Here is a 20,552-nt window from a genome sequence, read left to right as displayed (position 1 = left end):
TGCGGACACCATGGGTAGCCTTGCCGCCTTACGACTAAAGTCACGGCTGGGAGCACCCCACCGTGCCGCACAAAGGAAGGCGAGCGATGAGTAGCGCCGGCTCGTGGACGAGCGTGTCGATGCCATATGTGAGCGGCCGGCGCGGCGACGTCTGGGGCTCCGAGGCGGCAGCGCACGGTGGCACGGGGACTCAGAAGCTGCTGGGCGTTGACGAGGTCGCCGCCTCCACGACGGTCGCCGACATGCTCGGACTGAGCCAGGGCGAGCCGGTGGTCGTGCGCCGCCGCCTCATGCTGTTCAACGACCACCCGGTCGAGCTCGTCGAGTCCTACTACCCCGCGAGCATTGCCCAGGGCACCGCGCTGGCAGCGGCTCGCAAGATCCCCGGCGGGGCCGTCGCCCTCCTGGCCGACCTCGGCCATCCGCCTCGCCGCGTCCGTGAAGACGTCAGCGCGCGCTTGGCCACACCACGCGAACGGGCCGCGTTGGAGCTGGCCGACCCGTCCTGTGTGCTGCTGCTCGCCCGCGCTCTCGTCACCGACGGCGATCTGCCCGTCGAGGCCAGCCTGATGACGATGGTCGCCGACGGACGACGGCTGCGCTACGAGCTGACGCCATGACCACCCCGATGACGTCTTCAGGAGTCGGTTTTGCCTCGCACACGTGACATCCGGCCCCGGCATCAGCAGATCGCGGCGGAACTGCGTGATCTCATCATGCGTGGCGAGCTGGGTCCGGGTGCGCAACTGCCGTCCACCGCGCAACTTGTCGCGAAGTACGGTGCGGCGAACGCCACCATCCAGCACGCGCTACGGGCGTTGAAGGACGAAGGCTTCCTCGACAGCCGTGCGGGCAAAGGTGTCTACGTCCGTGATCGGCAGCCGTTCATCATCGACGCCTCCACCTACATCACGCCTGAGCCCGGCCGGTTCCGCTACCAGTTGCTCAACGTCCGCAACGTCGTTCCACCTGCCGACATCACCGACGGATTGCAGCTGGCGCCCGGTGCCACCGCGATCGTCCGCACGAGAGTCCTCTTCCACGACGGGCAGCCCGTGGAGTTGTCCGCGTCGTACTACCCCGCCGAGATCGCCGCCGACAGCAGTCTGGCGAAGGCAGCGAAGATCCGCGGAGGCGCACCTCAGGCGCTCGCCGACCTCGGGTTTCCTCAGCGGGCCTTCGTCGACCGGATTTCGGCACGGCCGCCGACGGTGGAGGAAGCCGAGACCTTGGACCTTCCTGACGGGACGCCGGTGATCCGGCAGCTGCGTGTCGTCTACAGCGACAACGAACGCCCCGTCGAAGCATCGGTCCTCATCAAGGGCGGACACCTGTACGAGCTGCTGTACCGCCAGACCACCGAGACCGAGTCGGTCTAGGGCGACCCAGAGCCCGACGCGCACCACGCGGACGTCCGGTCGCCCTGGCAACGTCCACGAGTGACCCGAGGTCCGAGGGGACCGAGGCCCCAGGGGACGGGAGCGGTGTTGGCGTCCGTCTGTGGCCCCGTCCGCCTGTGGACCGTGGGGCGCTGGGCGAGGCGCTGGACGTCTGAGTGTGCTGGGCGTCTGGCTGTGCAGTGGATACGTCTGGCTGTGCGTTGGGGCCGCCGCGCCGCCTCCTTGTATTCCGGCAACGAAATCATTCTGCCGAAAGTGCCCCTGGGCGCCAAACACGTCCGGGTGATGTTGGGCCGGCCCCCCTCACGGAGCTGGGGTCAGGCCCTTGTCGCCCTCGACGTAGCGGTTGTCGCAGTCTCGGCAGACTAGGCCGGCGTCCAGGCGTTGGCCACAGGAGCACACCCAGCCCTTGTGGGTTGCCGGGTTGCCCGCGATGAACGCGTGCGCGGGGACGTCCTTGGTGATTACCGAGCCTGCGGCGGCGAAGGCGTGCTCGCCGATCTCGATGCCGCAGACCACGACCGCGCCTGCGCCCAGGGTTGCGCCGCGACGCACTGTGGTGGACAGCAGAGCGTCGCCGGTTCGGCGGATGGCTGCTCTTGGGCGCAGGTCGTTGGTGAACAGGACGTTCGGGCCGAGGAAGACCTCGTCTTCGCAGACCACTCCATCGAAGACCAGCGTGCCGTTCTTCACCGTCACCCGATCACCCAGGACCGCCTTGCCCTCCACGAACGCGCCGTCGCAGATGTTGCAGTCGCGGCCGATCCGCGCCCCGGGCAGCACGTGCGCGAAAGCCCACACGCGCGTGCCCGAGCCCACCTCGGAGCTCTCGCACAAACCCTTGGGGTGGACGTAGACCTCGCTCATCGCACAGCCTCGACCAGAACGGCCTCCGCCAAAGCCGCCACCACGCGTTCCTGCTGCGCCACCGTGATCTCCGGGAACAGCGGCAGCGAGAGGATCTCGCCCGCGACCGCCTCACTTACCGGGAAGTCGCCCGGTGCGTGACCGAGGTGGGTGTAGGCACCTGTCAGGTGGACCGGGGTCGGGTAGTGGATGCCGGCGCCGATGCCCGCCTCGTGCAGCGCGGCGAGCACTCGGTCACGCGACGCCACGCGCACGACGTACAAGTGCCACACGGGCACGTTGCCCTCCAGCACTACCGGCAACGTGACGCCGGGAACGTCGGCCAGCAGTGACGAGTAACGGTCGGCGGCGGCGCGGCGGAGGGTGTTCCAGGGCTCCAGGCGACGCAGCTTCGCTGACAGGACCACGGCTTGGAGGGTGTCCAGGCGGCTGTTGAAGCCGACTACCGAGTGCTCGTACTTGCGTGGTGAGCCGTGTTCGCGGAGTAGGCGCACTGCGGAAGCCAACAAAGAGGAAGTCGTCAGGACAGCGCCGCCGTCTCCGTACGCGCCCAGGTTCTTGCCCGGGTAGAAGCTGGTGGCGGCGATGTCCCCCAGCCCACCGACGGGAACGCCGTGTCGTCTCGCACCCTGGGCCTGGGCCGCGTCCTCCACGATCGGCACGCCGAACGCCCGCAGCTCCTCGACCGGCGCGGCCTGTCCGTACAGGTGCACGGGCAGCAATGCCTTGGTGCGCGGCGAGAGCGCGTCGGCTACCTGGGACACGTCGATCAGTCCGGTGTCGGCCACGCAGTCCACCAGCACAGGGGTGGCGCCGGTACGGGCCACGGCGCCCGCGGTGGCGATGAAGGTGTTCGCGGGCAGCACGCACTCGTCGCCCGGTCCGATTCCCAACGCCCGCAACGCCAGCTCGATCGCGTCGGTGCCGTTGCCGACCGCCACGCAGTGCGGAACCTCCTGGTACGACGCGAATTCCGCCTCGAACTCGGCCACCTGCCGCCCACCGACGAACGCGGTGTTCTTGAGCACTTCCGCCCAACCGTCGGCGACCTCGTCGGCCACCTGCTCGTGCTGGGCACGCAGGTCCACCAGCGGGATGTCGATCACGAACCGTTCCCCTCTCGCAGCCGCCGGGCGGGGTTCCCCACCCAGACCTCACCCGCGGGCACGTCGGCGAGCACCACGGAACCCATGCCCACCACCGCCCCCGCGCCGATCGACACGCCCTCGCGGACCGCACAGCCCTGTCCGAGGTACGCGCCCGCCCCGACCCGCACCGACCCGCCCAGCGACGCCCGACCGGCGAACGTGACACCGTCACCGATCGAGCAGTCGTGGGTGATCAGCACGTGCGGCATGGCGACGACGTGCGCCCCCAAGCGCAGCGGCGTCGTCACCACCGCTCCGGCGAGCAGAACCGTCCCGGGCCCCGCCACCGCCCCGACGGCCACGGAGGCTGCCGGGTGCACGACCGTCGCCCACCGGTCTTCCGGCAGACCGAGTCGGGCGACCAAGTTCAGCCTGCCGAGTGGTCGGTGCGCGTTGGCCACGCACACCATGACCGCCGCGTCCGTCGAGTGCACGAGGTCCGTGCCGCCGAGGACGGGCAGGCCGTCGAGGTCCGTGCCATGACGCGCCGGGTCGTCGTCCAGCGCGCCCACCGGGTGCCAGAGGGCCGGGAGGAGGCGGACGGCCGCGAGGACTTCGCGGGCCAGTCCGCCGCCACCCACCAACAGCAGCGGCCGGGGGCTCATCCGGTGGTGAACACGACGTCGACCCAGTAGTTGCTGCCCGCGTAGGACGATTCCGGGAACCCCGGACCGGACCGGTACAGCCCGTTCCGGCTGCCGTCGGCGGTGGCCGGCGCGCTCAGCGGCGGGCTGGTCACGGCGTTGCCCATGAAGTACCCGGTGTCCACGGCGTACCGGCCGTTCGGCGCGGTGTAGGACGCGACGTAGGTCGTGGCGGCGTTGACGGGCACCGGCGAGGGGAACGTCAACGTCTGCCACCCGCTCGCGGTCTCGCCGGTGAACGTCCCGGTGGCCAACGGGTTGCCGGCCGCGTCCCACAACGTGCCGGTGTGCGTGCCGGTGTTCCCGACTCCCTTGTAGAACTTGACCCCGGTGACGGAGCCGTTCACCGACGGCACGAACCGGACGCCCAGCTCGTACGAGCCGCTGTCGTCGGCCGACGTCACGGTGGGCACGGTCGCCGAGCTGAACAGCGAGCACGGGCAGTCCCCGGCCGTGGTCGTGGTGAACGACCAGGTGGTGGGCGAGGTCATCACGTTGCCGTAGACGTCCGCGATGCGCAGGCTCGCCGTGTACGTCATGCCACCGCCCAACGGCGCGGCCGGTGTCCATGTCACCTGCTGCTGGTTGGCCGACAGCGACAACGTGCCCGCGATCTTCGCGCCACCGGAGTCGGCGAGCGTGAACTGGGCCGTGGTGAGGTCGACCGGCTCGTCGAACGACGCCGTCAGCGGTGACGTCCTGGACACGGCGCTCGCCCCGTCGAGCGGGGTGCGCCCGTTGACGACCGGCGGTGTGTTGTCGTCGTTGGGCAGGTACACCACGTCGACCCAGTAGTTGCCGCCCGCGTAGGAGTTCGTCGGGTGGCCGGAGCCGGCGCGGTAGACGCCGTTGCCGCCGTCACCGGCCGCCGGCGCGCTGAGCGGTCCACTGGCGAGGGTGTAGCCGCTGAAGTACCCGCTGTCCACGGCGTAACGGCCCGTGGTTGTCGTGTACGACGCGGTGTACGTGACGCCGGCCGACACGAACACGGGGCTGGCGAACGTCAACGTCTGCCATCCGCTCGCGGTCTCGGCGGTGAACGTCCCGGTCGCCAGCTGCTGCCCGCTCGGCGACCACAGCGACCCGGTGTGCGTGCCGGTGTTGCCCGCGCCCTTGTAGAACTTCACGCCGGTGATCCGGCCGCCGGTCGTCGGGGTGAACCGGACGCCCAGCTCGTACGCGCCGTTGTCGTCGGCCGAGGTGACCGTGGGCACGGTGGCCGCGCTGAACAGCGTGCACGGGCAGATCACGGCCGCGCTGGTGGTGAACGACCACGTCACCGGGTCCGGCATCGGGTTGCCGTTGACGTCGGCGATCAGCGCGCTCGCGGTGTAGCGGGTGTTCGGCATGAGCTTGCCGGTCGGCGTCCACGTGACGGTCCGCTGGTCGCCGGACAGCGACAGCGTGCCGGTGAGCTGGGCGCCGCGCGGGTCGGACAGCCAGATCTGCGCGCTCGCCGGGTCGACGGGTTCGCTGAACGTCGCCGTCAGCGGGGTGGTGGCGACGACGTTCGTCGCGTCCACGGCCGGCGACCGGTTCGTCAGGGTCGGCGGGGTGCTGTCGCCGTTGAGGCCGTTGCGGTAGACGACGTCGACCCAGTAGTTCGTCGCGTTGTACGTGGAACTGGGCGCGACGCCGCCGCTGCCGTACCGGTACACGCCGTTGGGTCCGTCGACGCCGTCGGCCAGCGCCCGGATGCCCGCGTAGCTGGCGCCCTGACCGGCGAAGTAGCCGCCGCTGACCGCGTAACGCCCGTTCGGCGCGTGGTACGACACGATGTAGGTGGTGTTCGCCTGCACGACCACCGGCGACGCGAACGTCAGCTTCTGCCAGCCGCTCGCGGTCTCGTTGGTGAACGTGCCGGTGGCCAGGAGCAGGCCGGTGGACGACCACAGCGAGCCGGTGTGGGTGCCGGTGTTGCCGGTGCCCTTGAAGAACCGGACGCCCAGCACCTCGCCCTTGCCGTTGAAGCGGACCTTGGTGCCGACCTCGATCGGCGTGGGGTCGTTGGCGGCGTACTCGGCGGGCCTGGCGAAGTCGTCCCAGACCGTGCACGGGCAGGTCGCGGGCCGGACCGCGCCGGTGGTGAACGACCACGTCGACTGCGGTGTCTGGTTGCCCGCCGCGTCGGACACGCGCAGCGCCACCGTGTAGCCGGTGTTGGGGTTGAGGGCCTGGCTGGGCGTGAAGGTGACGGTCTTGTTCCCGTTGGACAGGGCCGTCGAGCCGGACACGGCGCCGTTCGGGCCGGTCACGGTGAACTGGGCGGAGCCGGGTGCGGCGGCCTCGTCGTAGGTCGCCGAGATGACGGGGTTGAGCGCGACCGTGCCCTCGCCGTTGACGGGCGTGGTGGACACGAGCAGCGGCGCGCGCTGGTCGGGGCCGGGGTCCGTCGCCCACACCACGTCGACCCAGTAGTTGCTGCCCCAGTGGGACTGGGTCGGGAAGCCGCTGGAGCCGAACCGGAACAGGCCGTTGACGCCGTCGGCGCCGTTCTTCAGGCCGGTGAGCGGTTCGAGGTAGCGGGGTTGCTGGAAGAAGTACTCCAGGTCGTACGAGTAGTGCCCGTTGGGCGCGAAGTACGACACGACGTACGTGATGCCGGCGAGCACCTGCACGGGTTGCGCGAACGTCAGCGTCTGCCAACCGGTCGCGGTCTCACCCGTGAACGTGCCGGTGGCCATCGGGTTGCCGTTCGCGTCCCACAGCGTGCCGGTGTGGGTGCCGGTGTTGCCGGGTCCCTTGTAGAACTTCACGCCGCGCACGTAGCCGTCGCTGTTCGCACGCCACTTCACGCCCAGTTCCAGTGGTGACGCGTCGCCGCTGTCGGCCACCTTCGGGGTGTTCGCGTTGGTCCACAGGCCGCACGGGCAGGTGCGCGGGTTCACGCCCGGCGTGGCGACGACGGGGGTGGACAGGTTCGCCGAGTCGTCCACCGCGCGCACGCGCAGGCTCGCGGGGCCGGACTGGCTGGGGGTGTACGTGTAGCTCCACGCCGTCTGCCCGGCCTGCCAGGACGCCAGGTGCCAGCGGGTGCCGCCGTCGGTGGACACCTCGACGCCGCCGACCTGACCGCCCACGTCCACGGCCGTGCCGGAGAACGTGTACGCGGCGCCCACGTTCGACAGCGGCGGCACGTTGGTGAACGCGACGGTCGGCGCTTGGGTGTCGGTGCTCGCGGTCGCCTGCACCAGGCCGGGCTGCAACGTCGTCGCCTGCACGCCCATGTCGGCCAGGAAGTTGACGGTGGCCTGCTTCATCCGGATGTCGGAGGTCGGCGTGTTGGTGAGGAACGCGTGGTCGTCGTCCAGGCCCCACGCCCACTGGACCGTGCCCGCGCCGAACACCAGCGACCCGCTCGGGTGCCGGTAGTACGTGATGGCGTGCGTCTTCGTGTCCGGCGTGTACAGGTCGCCGTGGTTCTGGAGCACGTACGGGCCGTCGGGCATGGTCACGGTGGTCCGGGACAGCTGCGCGACGCCCGGCGGCTGGAAGCCGTTGTCCTCCACCGTGTTCCACTCGTAGCCGAGCGTGCCCGGCTGGAACGTGTAGGTGGAGCCGGCGGCGAGGCTTTGCAGCGACGTGTGCCGCCAGAGCCGCATCTTGCCGTACGCGGCGGGCACCTGGAGGGAGTCGTCGCGACGGCCGTTGACGGTGAAGATGTTTCCCAGCAACGCGTTCTCGGGCCGCCCGCCGTCCTGCTCGGGGTAGCGGGGGTCACGCCACGTGCCGGTCCAGTCGCTCAGGTGGTCGTTCTGGGTGCCCTTGGTCTCTTTGTAGCAGGCGATGGTGCGCCAGTCGGTCTTGGAGGAGTCGATGCTCTTCTCCCACCGGTGCTTCCAGAAGACCTCGTTGCCGGTGAGGAACGCCAGGTGCACGCCCGCGGCACGGGCGGCCTCCACGTTGGCGCGCTGCTCGTTGGACCAGTACTCGTCGTGGCCGACGGCCATGAACACCTTGTGGTTCTTGATCAGGTGGCCGCGCCGGGCCGAGTCGGCGTCGGTGGTGTAGCTCAGGTCGTACCCGTTGGCCTCCAGGAAGCGCAGCATCGGGTACTCGGCGTTGAAGATGAAGTTGTCGTCGCCGTCACCGCCGGTGTACGGGCGGTTGTAGCTGACCTTGTACGCCTGGCCGCCTTGACCGGGGCCGTCGCCGAAGTACAGGCTGTTGCCGCCGTACCGGTTGTAGGCCACCCAGGTCGAGTCGGACGTCTGGAACAGGATCTTCGACGTGCTGGTGTCGTCGCGGACGACGAAGACGATCTCGTTCTCCGCGCCGTTGTCGTTGCGGTGCGTGCGCGCGTAGTAGATGCCGGACACGGCGGTGGCGGGCACGTTCCAGCCCAGCGACACCGCCCAGTTGCCGCAGTCGATCAGCGCGCTGCCGTCCACGCCGCGCATGCACGGGTCCTGGTTCTGCGGCGTGTTGCGGGTGATCCGCTCCTGGAACCGCGCGCCGACGCCGCCGTAGTAGCCGAGCCGGTAGATGTCGATGTAGTAGGACGACGCGCTGGTGAGCATCTTGAAGTCGACCCGGCCGCCGGGGGTGACGCTGATGTCCGTGGTGTAGCCGAGGATGCTGTCGTCCCGGTAGGACACTTGCCAGTCGGGCGTGCCCGGCTTGGTGTTCTCGCACGCCACCTTGTTGACCACCGGTGCGTCGCACGGGGCGGCAGCCGCCTCGGGCGCCCGCAGGACACCGACGACCGCCATGGTCGACGCCACGAGGGCGAGCACGACCAGCAGTCGCAGCAGTGGTACCGCGAGGACGGGTCTGGCCCGCTTCCGGTCGGCGGTCATGGGTGTTTCACCTTTCGAAAAAACGCGGCCGTGACAACGGGTGATCGGGCGCACACTGCGTTGCCCAGCGAAGTGCTCTTGCTCCGATCGTCGCCGGAATCGCATGTCGCGTTACACCACAATGGAATGAGGTGTACCGCCGATCGCCGAGCGGTCAGCGCGAGATGAGCGGCACGCGCAGCGCCGCCTTCAGCTCCTCGACCACGGTGTTCTGCTCGGCGGCCGTGAGGTCGTGGTAGAGCGGGAGGATCAGCGAGTTTCCGGTGAACGCCTCCGTCACCGGCAAGTCGACGTGCGGGTGACCGGCGTACGCGGGTTCCAGGTGCGCGGCCATGATTCCCCTGCGCGCCGAGACACCCCGTTCGGCGAGTCTGGCCAGGACGTCGTTGCGCATCGGCGCGAGGTCGTCCGGCAGCATGACCCAGTAGGACTGGTAGTTCGTCGTGCCGTGCTCCGGATCGCGCACCGCGCGCAGGCCCAGGCCGGTCGACTCGACCACGTCGGCCAACATCTCGTGGTAACGCGCCGCCAGCTCACGCCGACGCCGCACGATGGCGTCCAACTTGGACAGCTGCACGAGGCCGACGGCGGCCTGGATGTCCGTCATCCGGTAGTTGAACGCGGTCTCCAGGTAGCTCTCCACCACCGCCCCGCGGGCACTGTGCCGGTCGGCCGCGCTGACGCTCATGCCGTGCTCGCGCAGTCGTTTGGCCCGGACCGCCCACTCCTCGCGGTTCGTGGTGAGCATCCCGCCTTCGCCGGTGGTGATCAGCTTGCGCGGGTGGAACGACCAGGCGGACAGCTCGGCGTCCGCGCCGACCGGCACACCCCGGTAGGTCGACCCGGCCGCGCACGCCGCGTCCTCCACCACCGTGATGCCACGGGGACGGCACAGCGCGCGCAGCGAGTCGACGTCGGCGGGCACACCGGCCTGGTGCACCAGGATGACCGCGCGGGTGCGCTCGGTGAGCATGGGTTCGACGGTGGCGGCGGACAGGTTGCCGGTCTCCGCCTCCACGTCGGCGAACACGGGCGTCGCGCCGCAGTAGCGGACCGCGTTGGCGGTGGCGATGAACGACAGCGACGGCACCACGACCTCGTCACCGGGCCGCACGTCCAGCAGGTGCAGCGCGACGTGCAACGCGGTCGTGCACGACGTCACCGCGACGGCGTGCACGGCGGCGACGCGGCGGGCGAAGGCGTCCTCGAACGCGGCGACCTTCGGCCCTTGGGCGACCCAGCCGGACAGCACGGCGGCAGCGGCGGCGTCCGCTTCTTCCTGGCCGAGCCACGGCTTCATGACGGGGATCATCAGGTCGCCTCTACTGTCGTGGAACGCCACCAGGACACCAGCTCGCGCAGACCGTCCACCAGACCGATCTCGGGCTTCCAGCCGAGGTCGCGGGACGCGGCGGAGATGTCGGCGAGGCGGCGGGTGACGCCGTTGACCGCGCGCTCCGGGCCGTGCTCCAGCGGCAGGTCCGAGTCCATCGCGGACAGCAGCGCGAGCGCCAGCTGCTTGAGGCTGGTCTCCTGGGCGCTGGCGATGTTGTAGACGTCGTCGGTGACGGGCGCCTTCGCGGCCAGGATGTTGGCGCGCGCGATGTCGTGCACGTGCACGAAGTCCATCGTCTGCGCGCCGTCGCCGAAGATCAGCGGCGGCTTGCCGTCGGCGATGCGCTCCATCCAGCGGATCAGCACCTCGGTGTACTTGCCGTGCGCGTCCATCCGCGGTCCGTAGACGTTGAAGTAGCGCAGCGCCACGTAGTCCAGGCCCTTCATGGCGTGGAAGCTGCGCAGCATGCCCTCGTTGAACGCCTTGGCCGCGCCGTAGAACGTGTCGTTGTTGTACGGGTGGTGCCGCTCGGTCGTCGGGAACGTCTCGGCCAGGCCGTACACGGACGCCGAAGACGACGCGACGACCTTCTTCACGCCCGCTTCGGCGGCGGCCTCGATGACCGTGAACGTGCCGTCCACCAGGCATTCCAGCGCGAGCCGCGGTTCCTCGGCGCACTGCGTGATCCTGATGGCCGCGAGGTGGAACACCAGGTCCGTGCCCCGGCTGAGGTTCGCGAGCAGCGCACGGTCGTTGATGTCGCCCTCGACGACGGTGAGCCGGTCGCCCGCCGTCGCGGCGGCCTCGGTCAGGTTCTCCCGGCGGCCCCGGACGAAGTTGTCCAGCACGACCACCTCGGCGGCGCCGGCGGCGAGCAACTGGTCCACCACCGCCGAGCCGATGGTGCCCGCCCCTCCGGTGACGAGGGCCCGTTGCCCGGTGATCGGCTGAGCCGCTTCCGACATGGTGCTTGTCCTTCCGTGTCTTCGTGTTACGCGGTAGCGAGGTGTTACGCGGTGGCGCGGTGTTTACGCGGTGGCGAGCTGGTCGTCCAGTTGTGTCACGGTGACGAACTCGCCGCCCGCAGCGAGGCTGGCGGAGGCGGCCTCCAGGGTCGCCAGCACCCGCAGGCCGGACCAGCCGTCGGTCAACGGCGCGCGCTTCTCGGTGATGGAGGCGGCGAACTCCGCCATCATCCCGCGCAGCGCCTCCTTCTCCGGCAGCGCCGGCGCGACGGTGTCGCCGCGTCGGTAGGAGATGATCGCCTGGCGGCGGGACTCGTCGTCCTCGATGCGGTCCGCGCCCCGGTCGTGCACGGACAGGCGCTGCACGGCGTTCAGGTCGTCCCAGACCACCGTGCGGCGTGAACCGCCGACGATCATGGTGCGGATCTTGGTCGGGGACAGCCAGTTCACGTGCACGTGGGCCATCACGCCGTCGGACAGCTCCAACGTCAGGTGGCCGACGCACGCGCGTCCCGCGCCGATCGGGTCCGAGCCGTGCGCGGCGACCCGCGTCACGCGCACGCCGTCGGGCATGATCGCGTCGAAGATCGACAGGTCGTGCGGGGCGAGGTCCCAGAACACGTCCACGTCCGGCTGCACCAGGCCGAGGTTGACCCGAACCGAGTCGAGGTACTGCACGGTGCCGATCTCGCCGGTGCGCACCAGGTGCCGCAGGTGCTGCACGGTCGGCGTGTAGACGAAGGTGTGGTCGAGCATCAGCGTGAGGCCGCGGCTGTCCGCTTCACGGACCAGTTCCAGCCCGTCCGCGTAGGTCGCCGCCAACGGCTTCTCCACCAGCACGTGCTTGCCCGCGCGCAACGCGGCCAACGCGACCGGCAGGTGCGTGGCGGCCGGGGTGGCGATGGCGACCGCGTCGACGGCCGGGTCGGCGAGCACGTCGTCCAGCGAGCCGGACACCCGGACCGTGGAGTACTCGCCGAGCACGCGGCGGGCCCGTTCCACGTCCAGGTCGCACAGGTAGCGCAGCTTCAGCCCGGGGGTGGCCTGGGCGTTGCGCACCAGGTTCGGCCCCCAGTAGCCGGCGCCGATCACGGCGATGCCGATCGGCTGGTCCATCTCGCTCCTCATCAGTAGGCCCCCTGGCCGCCGAAGACGGCGCGGAAGGTCTTCCACAAGATCAACGCGTCGAGCGCGAGCGACCAGTCCTCCACGTACCGGAGGTCGAGCCGCACGGACTCCTCCCACGACAGGTCGCTGCGCCCGGAGACCTGCCACAACCCGGTCAGGCCGGGCTTCACCAACAGCCGGCGGCGCATGTCCGGGCCGTACTTCGCGCTCTCCTCCGGCAGCGGCGGCCGGGGGCCGACCAGCGACATCGAGCCGCGGAGCACGTTGAACAGCTGCGGCAGCTCGTCCATGGAGTAGCGCCGCAGGAACCGGCCGACGGGCGTGACGCGCGGGTCGCGGCGCATCTTGAACAGCACGCCCGCGCCCTCGTTCACCGCTTGGAGCCTGGCGCGCAGCGCGTCCGCGTTGGTGATCATGGTGCGGAACTTCAGGATGGTGAACGGCACGCCGTCCTTGCCGACCCGGCGCTGCTTGTAGAGCACAGGTCCCCTGGTGTCGACCATGATCGCCACCGCGACGGCCAGCAGCACCGGGCTCAGCAGCGCGACCAGCAGGGCCGCGCCGATCTTGTCCACGGTCGCCTTGACCACGCGGCGGAAGCCGGTGAACGACGGTTCGCTGACGCGCAGCAGCGGCATCCCCAGCACGCCGGTGACGTGCAGCCGGGGTCCGGCGAAGTCCATCAGGGCGGGCGCGACGACCATCTCGGTGCCGGTGCCCTCCAGGTCCCAGGCGAGCCGCTGGAGCCGGCGGGGCGTCCAGTAGGAGTCGGCGGTGACCGCGACGATCCGGTAGCCGCCGCGGCGGACCTGCTCACCCAGGTCGCCGAACCGGCCGACGACCGGCACGCCGTCCAGCTCGACGCCGACGTCGGCGCGGCCGTCCACGGTGCACACGGCGTCCACGCGCCAGCCCAGGTGGGGCGCGCGGCGGGTGCGGCTGATCAGGTCGGTCACCGTGTCGACGTGACCGGCGGCGAGCACCGGGAGCAGGCAGCGGCCCTCGCCGCGGGCGCGGTGCAGCGGGCGGCGGAGCAGGTAGCGGACCGGGAAGGCGACCAGCGCGACGGCCGGTCCGACGACGAACACCCACAGGCGGGCGCCGGGCAGGTCGGCGGCGAGCGCGCCCAGACCCAGCGCGACCACCGAGCCGAACATGCCCCGCCCTAACCGGCGGAACTCCTCCGCGCCCTGGCCGAGGACCGCCGGGTTCCACACCCGGTTCAGGAGCAGCGAGCCGACGATGATCGCGACGGTGACGGCTTCGAGGGCGAACAGGGACAGCGGGGCGAACGAGGCGTGCCGGGCGGACATGATCGCGCCCACGAGCACGACGACCACGACGGTGCACAGGATGTCCGCGGCGATCACGCCGTAGCGGTAGGCGGGTTCCCAGGAGCCGACCGTGGGACTGGTCGTGCGGTTGGTGGCGCCGGCCCCCGTGACGGGTCTTTGTCTCGTGGGCTGGACCTGCTCGCTCATCGTGGGACTCCCCGGTTCGGCCGCTTTCGGGCGTGCTCGGTCGCAGGACACCCCCGAAGGACCCGCGTGGAAAATGTGCCGCGACGAATTTTTCTCTCGCCAAACCATCATTCGTCACGTCCCCGGCGCGCGTTACACGCAGAGTGAACGGCGACCGAAGGCCATTCCCGGTAGGGCACGTCGGCGCACACCCAGGTGGTTCGAGAGGTGACTTCGGGTTACCGCCGCCGGTCGCGGAAAAGGCTTGCCCGACCACCGGGACACGGCTGTCCACAGTGGCCTGCCGTGGTCGCGCAGGCACGCGGACACGTCCATCGACTTTGGGACGGCTTCCGTTACAGCGGGTTTTCGACGCCGATCGAATCTGGACCGGAATAGGTCCGAATAAGGTCGGAAGTCCCACCCTCCGGACCGCATAGTGGCGGGCTGCGGTCACCCATTCACACAGCGGTGGCAGCTATTCGGCGCAACCACTCGACCACCTGACGTGACCGGTCGGATGCATTTTCCGCACACCGACCGGCCGGAGTGATCGTCACCACTTTTCCGGCACAATGGGTCCGTGGCGGTCGTGCTGGCGGTCGGCGGGCTGCTGGGCGCGTTCCACGCCGGCTGGGCGTGGCGCACCCGGCTGTACCCGCGCGGGTGGCGCGGGGTGGCGCTCGGTGTGGTGGACGCCACGTGGAGCCTGCCGAACACGGCGGCGGGCGCGGTGTTCCTGGCGTACGCCTTGGCGCGCGGCAACCGGGTGGACGCGGCGTTCAGCCGGCACCGGGGGACGCTCGGTCTGCGTCACGGGGTGATCAAGGGCTTCGCGACCACGGTGGGACCGGTGCAGGCCGGTACCGCGATGGGGGTGGACGACCACGAGGCCGTGCACGTGTTCCAGGCCCGGCTGTTCGGCCCGCTGTACGTGCCGCTGGTGGTGGCGAACTGGGTCGTGGCGACCGTGCTGCCGTACTGGCTGCTCTACCACGACCGGTCGGCGGCGCCGATCGACGGCGTGGCCGCCTACTTCCGCCACGGCGTCTACCCGCACTGCTGGCACGAGGAGTGGGCGTACCGCTGCGGCTAGTGGTTGGCCACGACGCGTGCTTTCTCCTCGCCGACCGCGACCACGTCGCCGTCGTGCAGCTGCGCGCCGCGGCGCGTCTCCAACCGGCCGTTCACCGTCACCTCGTCGGTTTCGACCAGCTCACGGGCGTGCGCGCCGTTGTCCGCCAGACCCGCCAGCTTGAGGAACTGGCCCAACCTGATCATGTCGTCGGAGATCCCGACCTCGCGGATGTGCATCGCGCCATCATCCTCCAGCGTGCACGTGCGGACGCACGTGCGTGCGGTTAACGAGGATTGCATCGACTCGAAACACGGCCGAAATCATCCGAACGCGGTTCGGTCTACGGTTCCCGGAATGTGAGCACAGCGAGCTCAGACCCGGACTCTACCGGCGGCGCGGGACCCAGACGCCGCCGGTCCCTGCGAGGCGAAGTCGGCACGACCGGCGCTCGATTCGGATCACCCTCGCTGCGTCGCGGCATCGAGGACCAGCCGCCCGAGGGGCCCAAGCAGCCCAAGCGGCGGCGGTCGTTGCGCGGTGAGGTGGGCGCCACCGGAGCCCGGTTCGGCTCGGCCGCGCTCCGGCGCACCCTGGACGAGCAGCCGGACGACGAGCCGCCCGACGAGCCGCACAGCGGGCAGTTCGACAGGCCGCCCGATGGCTCGTACGGCCGGCACGACGATCCGCTGGAAGAGACCGCGCCGTTCGACGCCCGCTATGACTACGTCGAGCCGCCGATCGTCCCCGCGAGCCGTGAGCCGGAACCCGAACCGGCGGCGGAGGAGTACTCCGGCCCGCTGGTCCGCCCGTACGCGTGGACCGGTGGCCGCACGTCGGCCAGCTACGACCTAAGGCTGGAGACGCTGGTGTCGTTGGAGGAGCACGGCATCGCGATCGCCATGCGCGACACCACCACCGAACAGCGGTCGATCGTGGAGATGTGCGCCAGCCCTCGGTCGGTGGCCGAGGTGTCGGCGTTGCTGGCGGTGCCGCTCGGCGTGGCGAGGGTGCTCCTCAGCGACCTGATCACGATGGGCGTGGTGGCCGTCCACCACAACGCCGCCGCTCCCGGTGGCCCCGACCTGTCCCTCCTCAACCGAGTGCTAGCCGGCCTGCGCAACCTCTGACCGCAACCGGCCGAACAGCTCGACCAGGGCGGGCAACTGGTAGTGGGCGTTGAGGCCGCTGGGGTTGGGCAGCACCCACAGCCGCGACGACGCGATCGGCTCGTCCTGCGGGCCGATCGTCGCCGTCTTGCGCCCGAACGCGGTCCGGTACGCCGTCACGCCCACGACCGCCACCACCTTCGGCCGGTGCCGTCGGGCCAGGGCGGTCAGCTTCAGCCCGCCGGTCGCCAGTTCCTCGGGTGTCAGCTCGTGGGCCTTCGCGGTCGGGCGGGCGACGAGGTTCGTGATGCCCAGCCCGTAGGTCGGCAGCTCGTCCTGCTCGGCGGGACTCAACCGGCGCGGCGTGAAGCCCGACAGGTGCAGCGCGGGCCAGAACCTGTTGCCCGGCCGGGCGAAGTGCTGCCCCTTCGCGGCCGACAGCAGGCCGGGGTTGATGCCGCAGAACAGCACGTCCAACCCCGGCCCGACGATGTCCGGCAAACTCACCCGACCACCACCTGGGTGCCGATCACGACCAGCCTCCAGTCGGATTGACCGTTGACCACCCGGTCGTCGAACTACTCGGCGTTTTGGCTATTCGGCCGGTTTCTCGGTCTCGCCGCCCGCACGCCTGCTCAGCGCGACGGCGACCGCGATGCCGACCACGGACAGCACCGCCACGAGCACGATCCACACCCACAACGGCGGGCCGCTGCCTTCGTCGTCGGCGACCGTGGCGGCCGGGGTGGTGGTTCCCGTGGCGACGGCGGTGACCGTGGCCGCCGAGCCGGTCGACGCAGCCGAGGTCGGCGTCCCCGCCGGGGTCGTCACGGCGGGCGGCGTCACGGCCGGCGCCGTGGGCGGAGGTGTGACGGCAGGGGCCTGCGGCGGCGAGGTCAGCGTGAATGCGAACGTGCCGTCGGTGAAGTCGCCGTCCAACGCCTCGACCATCCAGCTCACCGTGTACCGGCCCGCCGGCGACCCGCTCTCCCCCATCGGGATGGTCAGCGTCGCTCCATCGGCGACGACCTCACCCAACGGCCAGGCCACGCCGTCCGGGCCGGTCACGGTGACCGTGGCGCTCTCGGCGGGCACCGGTTGGGTGAACGTCAGCGTGAGCCGGGTCGGCCGCTGCGGCGGCGAAGCGCCGTCCGCCGGATCGCTCGACACCAGTTCCGTGTGGGCGAACGCCTGGGGCGCGGCCCCGAACAGGGCCAGGATCGCCAGCAGAGCCGAGAGCGCCAGTCGGGTCATACCCCTAGTTCTACCGGGTCGCGGATGGGTTCTGCCCGTCGGTCGCGTCCTGCTTCGCCGGCGGCTTCCCGCCGCCCTGCTGCGGCCCGCGCATCATGTCGCCCTCCATGATGCTGTCCGCGGTGGGGTCGCCGCCGCTGTCGTCGGCCGTCGCGATGACCGTCACGATGTCGCCCTTGGCGAGGTCGTCCAGCTCGCCCTGCCCGCCGTTGACTTCCGTGTCGCCGTCGAGCTTGTAGGTGTCGGTGAACCCGTCGCGGCTCTTCACCGTGATCGAGGTGTCGTCGACCTCGGTGACCTCGCCGTTCTGGAACTCGCCGTGCAACGAGTCGCCGAACGGGCCGCCGCCCATGATCACCATGCCGCCGTTGCCCCTCCCGTAACCGCCGGGGCCGCCCATACCCCCCTTGGCGGCCTCGGAGTTGCTCGCGGCGTAGATGACACCACCGCCGACGGCGGCGATGCCCACGGCGATCGCGATCGCGGTGACGGTCTTGCGGGCGTTCCAGCCGGATCCGGGAGCGGCGTCCTGCGGCGCCGGCTCTTGACCCCAGGTTGGTTGCTGCTCGGTTTCGGTAGTCATGGCGACAACGGTGTCGGGGAAGTCTGTGAGCGCGCTGTGCGACCGTTGGGCGGTGGCTGTGCGTGCCGCGACCTGGCGACCGGCCCGACCGCCGGTTCACAGGTGGTCCACAGGATCGCCACAGGAAGGGCTCAAGAGCAGCCCTCACGATGGGAGCATGCGCCCAGTGCCCGCTTCGGGGTCCTCCCCTGAACTCCGCCGCCCGGATGGCAGTCCCGTGCGGGTCCTCGTGGTGGACGACGAGTCCACGTTGGCCGAGCTGATGTCCATGGCGTTGCGGATGGAACGCTGGGAGGTCCGCACCGCGCTGGACGGCACGTCCGCCGTGCGGACCGCGCGCGAGTTCCGGCCGGACGTGGTGGTGCTGGACGTGATGCTGCCCGATTTCAACGGGCTGGAGGTGCTGCGCCGGCTGCGGACGGACCTGCCCGGCCTACCGGTGCTGTTCCTCACCGCCAAGGACGCCGTGGAGGACCGGATCGCCGGGCTCACCGCGGGCGGCGACGACTACGTGACCAAGCCGTTCAGCTTGGAAGAAGTCGTGCTGCGGCTGCGCGGACTGCTGCGCCGCACCGGGGTCACCGAGGCGACCGCGGGCACCGAACTGGTCGTCGGAGACCTGGTGCTGGACGAGGACACGCGCGAGGTGTGGCGGGGCGGGGCCGCGATCGACCTCACCGCGACCGAGTTCGAGCTGCTGCGGTTCCTGATGCGCAACCCCAAGCGGGTGCTGTCCAAGGCGCAGATCCTGGACCGGGTGTGGAGCTACGACTTCGGCGGGCAGGCGAACATCGTCGAGCTGTACATCTCCTACCTGCGCAAGAAGATCGACGCCGGCAGAGCGCCGATGATCCACACGATGCGGGGCGCCGGATATGTCCTCAAGCCGTCGATCTGAGCCGCGGTCCCCGTGGGCCGGCCGGCTGCCCCTGCGGACCCGGCTGGTCGCCGCGCAGGTCGTCATGCTCGCGGTCGTGTGCGCGATCATCGGCGTGGCGACCGGATTCGCGTTGCGGGACTTCCTGGTCGGGCAACTGGACGACCAGCTGTTCGACTCCGCGGTGAAGGCGGACCACGACCTGCGGCGGATGCCGATGCCCGGTAGCCGGCCGCCCAACCCGCTGGACACCCCCGGTTTCCCGCCCGGCACGCTGCTGGTGATCGAGTTCAACGGCGGCGCGACCGACGGCACCCGGCTCACACCCGGGCTCGGCCGGAAGGAGGCGCTGTCGGTCGAGGTTCGGGAGCGGATCGAGTCCATCCCCGCGGACGGGAAGCCGCGCACCGTGTGGCTGAGCGAGGAACTGGGTGAACACCGGCTGCTCTCGACCACGACCACGTCCGGTCTGCGGTTCATCACCGGACTGCCGATGGCCGACGTCGACAGCACCGTGTGGGGGATGGGGCTGATCCTCGGCGGGGTGGCGCTGGCCGGGTTGATCGTGGTGAGCCTGGCCGGCGCGGTGATCGTCCGGCGCACGCTGCGTCCGCTGGAACGGGTCGCCGCGACCGCGAGCCGGGTGGCCGAACTGCCGTTACACGAGGGCGAGGTGGCGTTGGCCGAACGGGTGTCCGACGAGGACGCCGACCCCGACACCGAGGTGGGTCAGGTCGGGCTGGCGTTGAACCGGATGCTCGGGCACGTCGGCAGCGCGTTGGAGGCCCGGCACGCCAGCGAGACCCGGGTCCGGCAGTTCGTCGCCGACGCCAGCCACGAGCTCCGCACTCCCCTCGCCGCCATCCGCGGGTACGCCGAACTGACCCGGCGCACGTCCGACGAGGTTCCGCCGCAGATCGGGCACGCCATGCGGCGGGTCGAGTCGGAGGCGGTGCGGATGACGTCGCTGGTCGAGGACCTGCTGCTGCTGGCGCGGCTGGACGCGGGACGTCCGCTGGGGCGTGAACCGGTGGACGTGTCGCGGTTGATCCTCGACACGGTGAGCGACGCCCGGATCGCCGGACCGGACCACGAATGGCGGCTCGCGTTGCCGCCCGACGCGGTCCAGGTGACCGGTGACGCGCACAAACTGCACCAGGTGGTGGCGAACCTGTTGTCCAACGCTCGCACGCACACTCCGCCCGGGACGACCGTCACGACTTCATTGTCCACTGTGGACGAGGAGGTGGAGGTGTCGGTGACCGACGACGGTCCCGGCATCCCGCCCGAGTTGCAGGGCGAGGTGTTCGAGCGGTTCAGCCGGGGCGACACGTCCCGGTCGCGGGCCGCCGGGAGCACCGGGCTCGGCCTGTCGATCGTGGCCGCCGTCGTGGCGTCGCACGAGGGTTCGGTGCGGCTCGACAGCAAGCCGGGGCGGACCACGTTCACGGTGCGGCTGCCTCGCTGAAGTGGAAAGCTTCGGAGTGTGCCCGGACCCTTCGCCCACACGCTGCACGCAGCGCTTCCGCTCACCGTGGACCAAGCGTCCTGGGGTGATGACGAGGTGCTCATCCTGTCCGGCGCCGAGTGGAGCCTCGCGGTGACCTGTGCGTGGCGGGTCGTCGGCGGACATCTGCTGTTCGGCTGGGAGTCTGAGGACGCCCGCGCACTGGTGGCTCGCTTGGCCGGTCTGGATGTCGTGGGGTGTGAGGTCCAGTCGACCTTCCTCCCGGTCGACCCGCGGTTCCTGCTGGCCGACGGAACCGCGTTGGAGCTGTTCGCGGCGCATCACCTCGAACCGTGGGTGATGACCGTCCGAGGGACCACGTTCGTGGCTTCGCCGTCCGATGCGGCGTGGGTCGAGGACGCGTTCGACACGTGAGGCCGCGAGCCGACCAGGTGTTGAT

At 70.5% G+C, this 20,552-nt stretch carries 19 protein-coding genes; 7 read left to right on the top strand and 12 right to left on the bottom strand.

Annotated features, from left to right (window positions below; translation table 11 throughout):
- The first annotated feature begins 86 nt into the window (after positions 1–86).
- Entirely contained in the window at positions 87–620 is a 534-nt protein-coding gene (locus F4560_RS01825) for a GntR family transcriptional regulator (RefSeq protein ID WP_184915307.1), read from the top strand.
- A gap of 30 nt (positions 621–650) precedes the next feature.
- Positions 651–1,379: a GntR family transcriptional regulator gene (locus tag F4560_RS01820; RefSeq protein ID WP_184915304.1), complete on the top strand. Its 729-nt coding sequence runs from the start codon at positions 651–653 to the stop codon at positions 1,377–1,379.
- A gap of 324 nt (positions 1,380–1,703) precedes the next feature.
- Here F4560_RS01820 and F4560_RS01815 read toward each other — a convergent pair whose 3' ends face one another.
- The 8 genes from F4560_RS01815 to F4560_RS01780 form a co-directional block, all read right to left on the bottom strand.
- Positions 1,704–2,267, bottom strand: coding sequence for an acyltransferase (locus tag F4560_RS01815; RefSeq protein ID WP_184915302.1), 564 nt, complete (start codon positions 2,265–2,267; stop codon positions 1,704–1,706).
- Complete coding sequence (locus F4560_RS01810; protein ID WP_184915299.1) at positions 2,264–3,373, bottom strand: DegT/DnrJ/EryC1/StrS family aminotransferase; 1,110 nt, start codon at positions 3,371–3,373, stop codon at positions 2,264–2,266. Before F4560_RS01810 ends, F4560_RS01815 begins: the two co-directional genes overlap by 4 nt.
- The gene (locus F4560_RS01805) at positions 3,370–4,020 is read right to left on the bottom strand and encodes a NeuD/PglB/VioB family sugar acetyltransferase (protein WP_184915296.1); all 651 of its coding nucleotides are present in this window, start codon (positions 4,018–4,020) and stop codon (positions 3,370–3,372) included. The genes F4560_RS01810 and F4560_RS01805 overlap by 4 nt, the downstream gene beginning before the upstream one ends.
- Positions 4,017–8,858 carry a DUF4082 domain-containing protein gene (locus F4560_RS01800; RefSeq protein WP_184915293.1) on the bottom strand — a complete coding sequence of 1,614 codons (4,842 nt, stop codon included), beginning with the start codon at positions 8,856–8,858 and terminating at the stop codon, positions 4,017–4,019. Before F4560_RS01800 ends, F4560_RS01805 begins: the two co-directional genes overlap by 4 nt.
- A 154-nt stretch (positions 8,859–9,012) precedes the next feature.
- Positions 9,013–10,170 (bottom strand): DegT/DnrJ/EryC1/StrS family aminotransferase, encoded by a 1,158-nt coding sequence (locus F4560_RS01795; protein WP_221483300.1) that lies wholly within the window; start codon positions 10,168–10,170, stop codon positions 9,013–9,015.
- A complete protein-coding gene (locus F4560_RS01790; RefSeq protein ID WP_184915287.1) occupies positions 10,170–11,159 on the bottom strand; it encodes an SDR family NAD(P)-dependent oxidoreductase in 990 nt (329 codons plus the stop codon). Before F4560_RS01790 ends, F4560_RS01795 begins: the two co-directional genes overlap by 1 nt.
- A 63-nt stretch (positions 11,160–11,222) precedes the next feature.
- Positions 11,223–12,275 carry a Gfo/Idh/MocA family protein gene (locus F4560_RS01785; protein WP_246477702.1) on the bottom strand — a complete coding sequence of 351 codons (1,053 nt, stop codon included), beginning with the start codon at positions 12,273–12,275 and terminating at the stop codon, positions 11,223–11,225.
- Positions 12,276–12,286: 11 nt separating this feature from the next.
- Positions 12,287–13,768 (bottom strand): sugar transferase, encoded by a 1,482-nt coding sequence (locus F4560_RS01780; protein WP_184915282.1) that lies wholly within the window; start codon positions 13,766–13,768, stop codon positions 12,287–12,289.
- A gap of 562 nt (positions 13,769–14,330) precedes the next feature.
- On the opposite strand from F4560_RS01780, the gene F4560_RS01775 reads away from it, so the two are divergent.
- Positions 14,331–14,843: a glycine zipper family protein gene (locus tag F4560_RS01775; protein ID WP_184915280.1), complete on the top strand. Its 513-nt coding sequence runs from the start codon at positions 14,331–14,333 to the stop codon at positions 14,841–14,843.
- Here the strand turns inward: F4560_RS01775 and F4560_RS01770 are convergent.
- Positions 14,840–15,061 carry an RNA-binding S4 domain-containing protein gene (locus F4560_RS01770; RefSeq protein WP_184915278.1) on the bottom strand — a complete coding sequence of 74 codons (222 nt, stop codon included), beginning with the start codon at positions 15,059–15,061 and terminating at the stop codon, positions 14,840–14,842. The genes F4560_RS01775 and F4560_RS01770 overlap by 4 nt on opposite strands.
- Before the next feature lie 120 nt (positions 15,062–15,181).
- Between F4560_RS01770 and F4560_RS01765 the strand changes: the two genes are divergently transcribed.
- A complete protein-coding gene (locus tag F4560_RS01765; protein WP_184915276.1) occupies positions 15,182–15,952 on the top strand; it encodes a DUF742 domain-containing protein in 771 nt (256 codons plus the stop codon).
- Here the strand turns inward: F4560_RS01765 and mug are convergent.
- From mug to F4560_RS01750, 3 genes are all read right to left on the bottom strand, one after another.
- Positions 15,929–16,438: a G/U mismatch-specific DNA glycosylase gene (gene mug / locus F4560_RS01760; RefSeq protein WP_312868110.1), complete on the bottom strand. Its 510-nt coding sequence runs from the start codon at positions 16,436–16,438 to the stop codon at positions 15,929–15,931. The genes F4560_RS01765 and mug overlap by 24 nt on opposite strands.
- Positions 16,439–16,525: 87 nt before the next feature.
- A complete protein-coding gene (locus F4560_RS01755; protein ID WP_184915275.1) occupies positions 16,526–17,185 on the bottom strand; it encodes a copper resistance CopC family protein in 660 nt (219 codons plus the stop codon).
- Between the two features lie 10 nt (positions 17,186–17,195).
- Entirely contained in the window at positions 17,196–17,768 is a 573-nt protein-coding gene (locus F4560_RS01750) for a hypothetical protein (protein WP_184915273.1), read from the bottom strand.
- Positions 17,769–17,925: 157 nt separating this feature from the next.
- On the opposite strand from F4560_RS01750, the gene F4560_RS01745 reads away from it, so the two are divergent.
- From F4560_RS01745 to F4560_RS01735, 3 genes are read left to right on the top strand one after another with little or no spacing between them, the layout of a single operon-like run.
- A complete protein-coding gene (locus F4560_RS01745; protein WP_184915270.1) occupies positions 17,926–18,666 on the top strand; it encodes a response regulator transcription factor in 741 nt (246 codons plus the stop codon).
- Positions 18,644–20,113: a sensor histidine kinase gene (locus F4560_RS01740; protein WP_221483299.1), complete on the top strand. Its 1,470-nt coding sequence runs from the start codon at positions 18,644–18,646 to the stop codon at positions 20,111–20,113. Before F4560_RS01745 ends, F4560_RS01740 begins: the two co-directional genes overlap by 23 nt.
- Positions 20,114–20,131: 18 nt before the next feature.
- Positions 20,132–20,527: a hypothetical protein gene (locus tag F4560_RS01735; RefSeq protein WP_184915267.1), complete on the top strand. Its 396-nt coding sequence runs from the start codon at positions 20,132–20,134 to the stop codon at positions 20,525–20,527.
- Positions 20,528–20,552: the final 25 nt, after the last annotated feature.

Origin of the sequence: Saccharothrix ecbatanensis, from assembly GCF_014205015.1 — a bacterium.
In the GTDB taxonomy this organism is placed as follows: Bacteria; Actinomycetota; Actinomycetes; order Mycobacteriales; family Pseudonocardiaceae; genus Actinosynnema; species Actinosynnema ecbatanense.
This window is presented reverse-complemented; position numbering and strand designations above follow the sequence as displayed.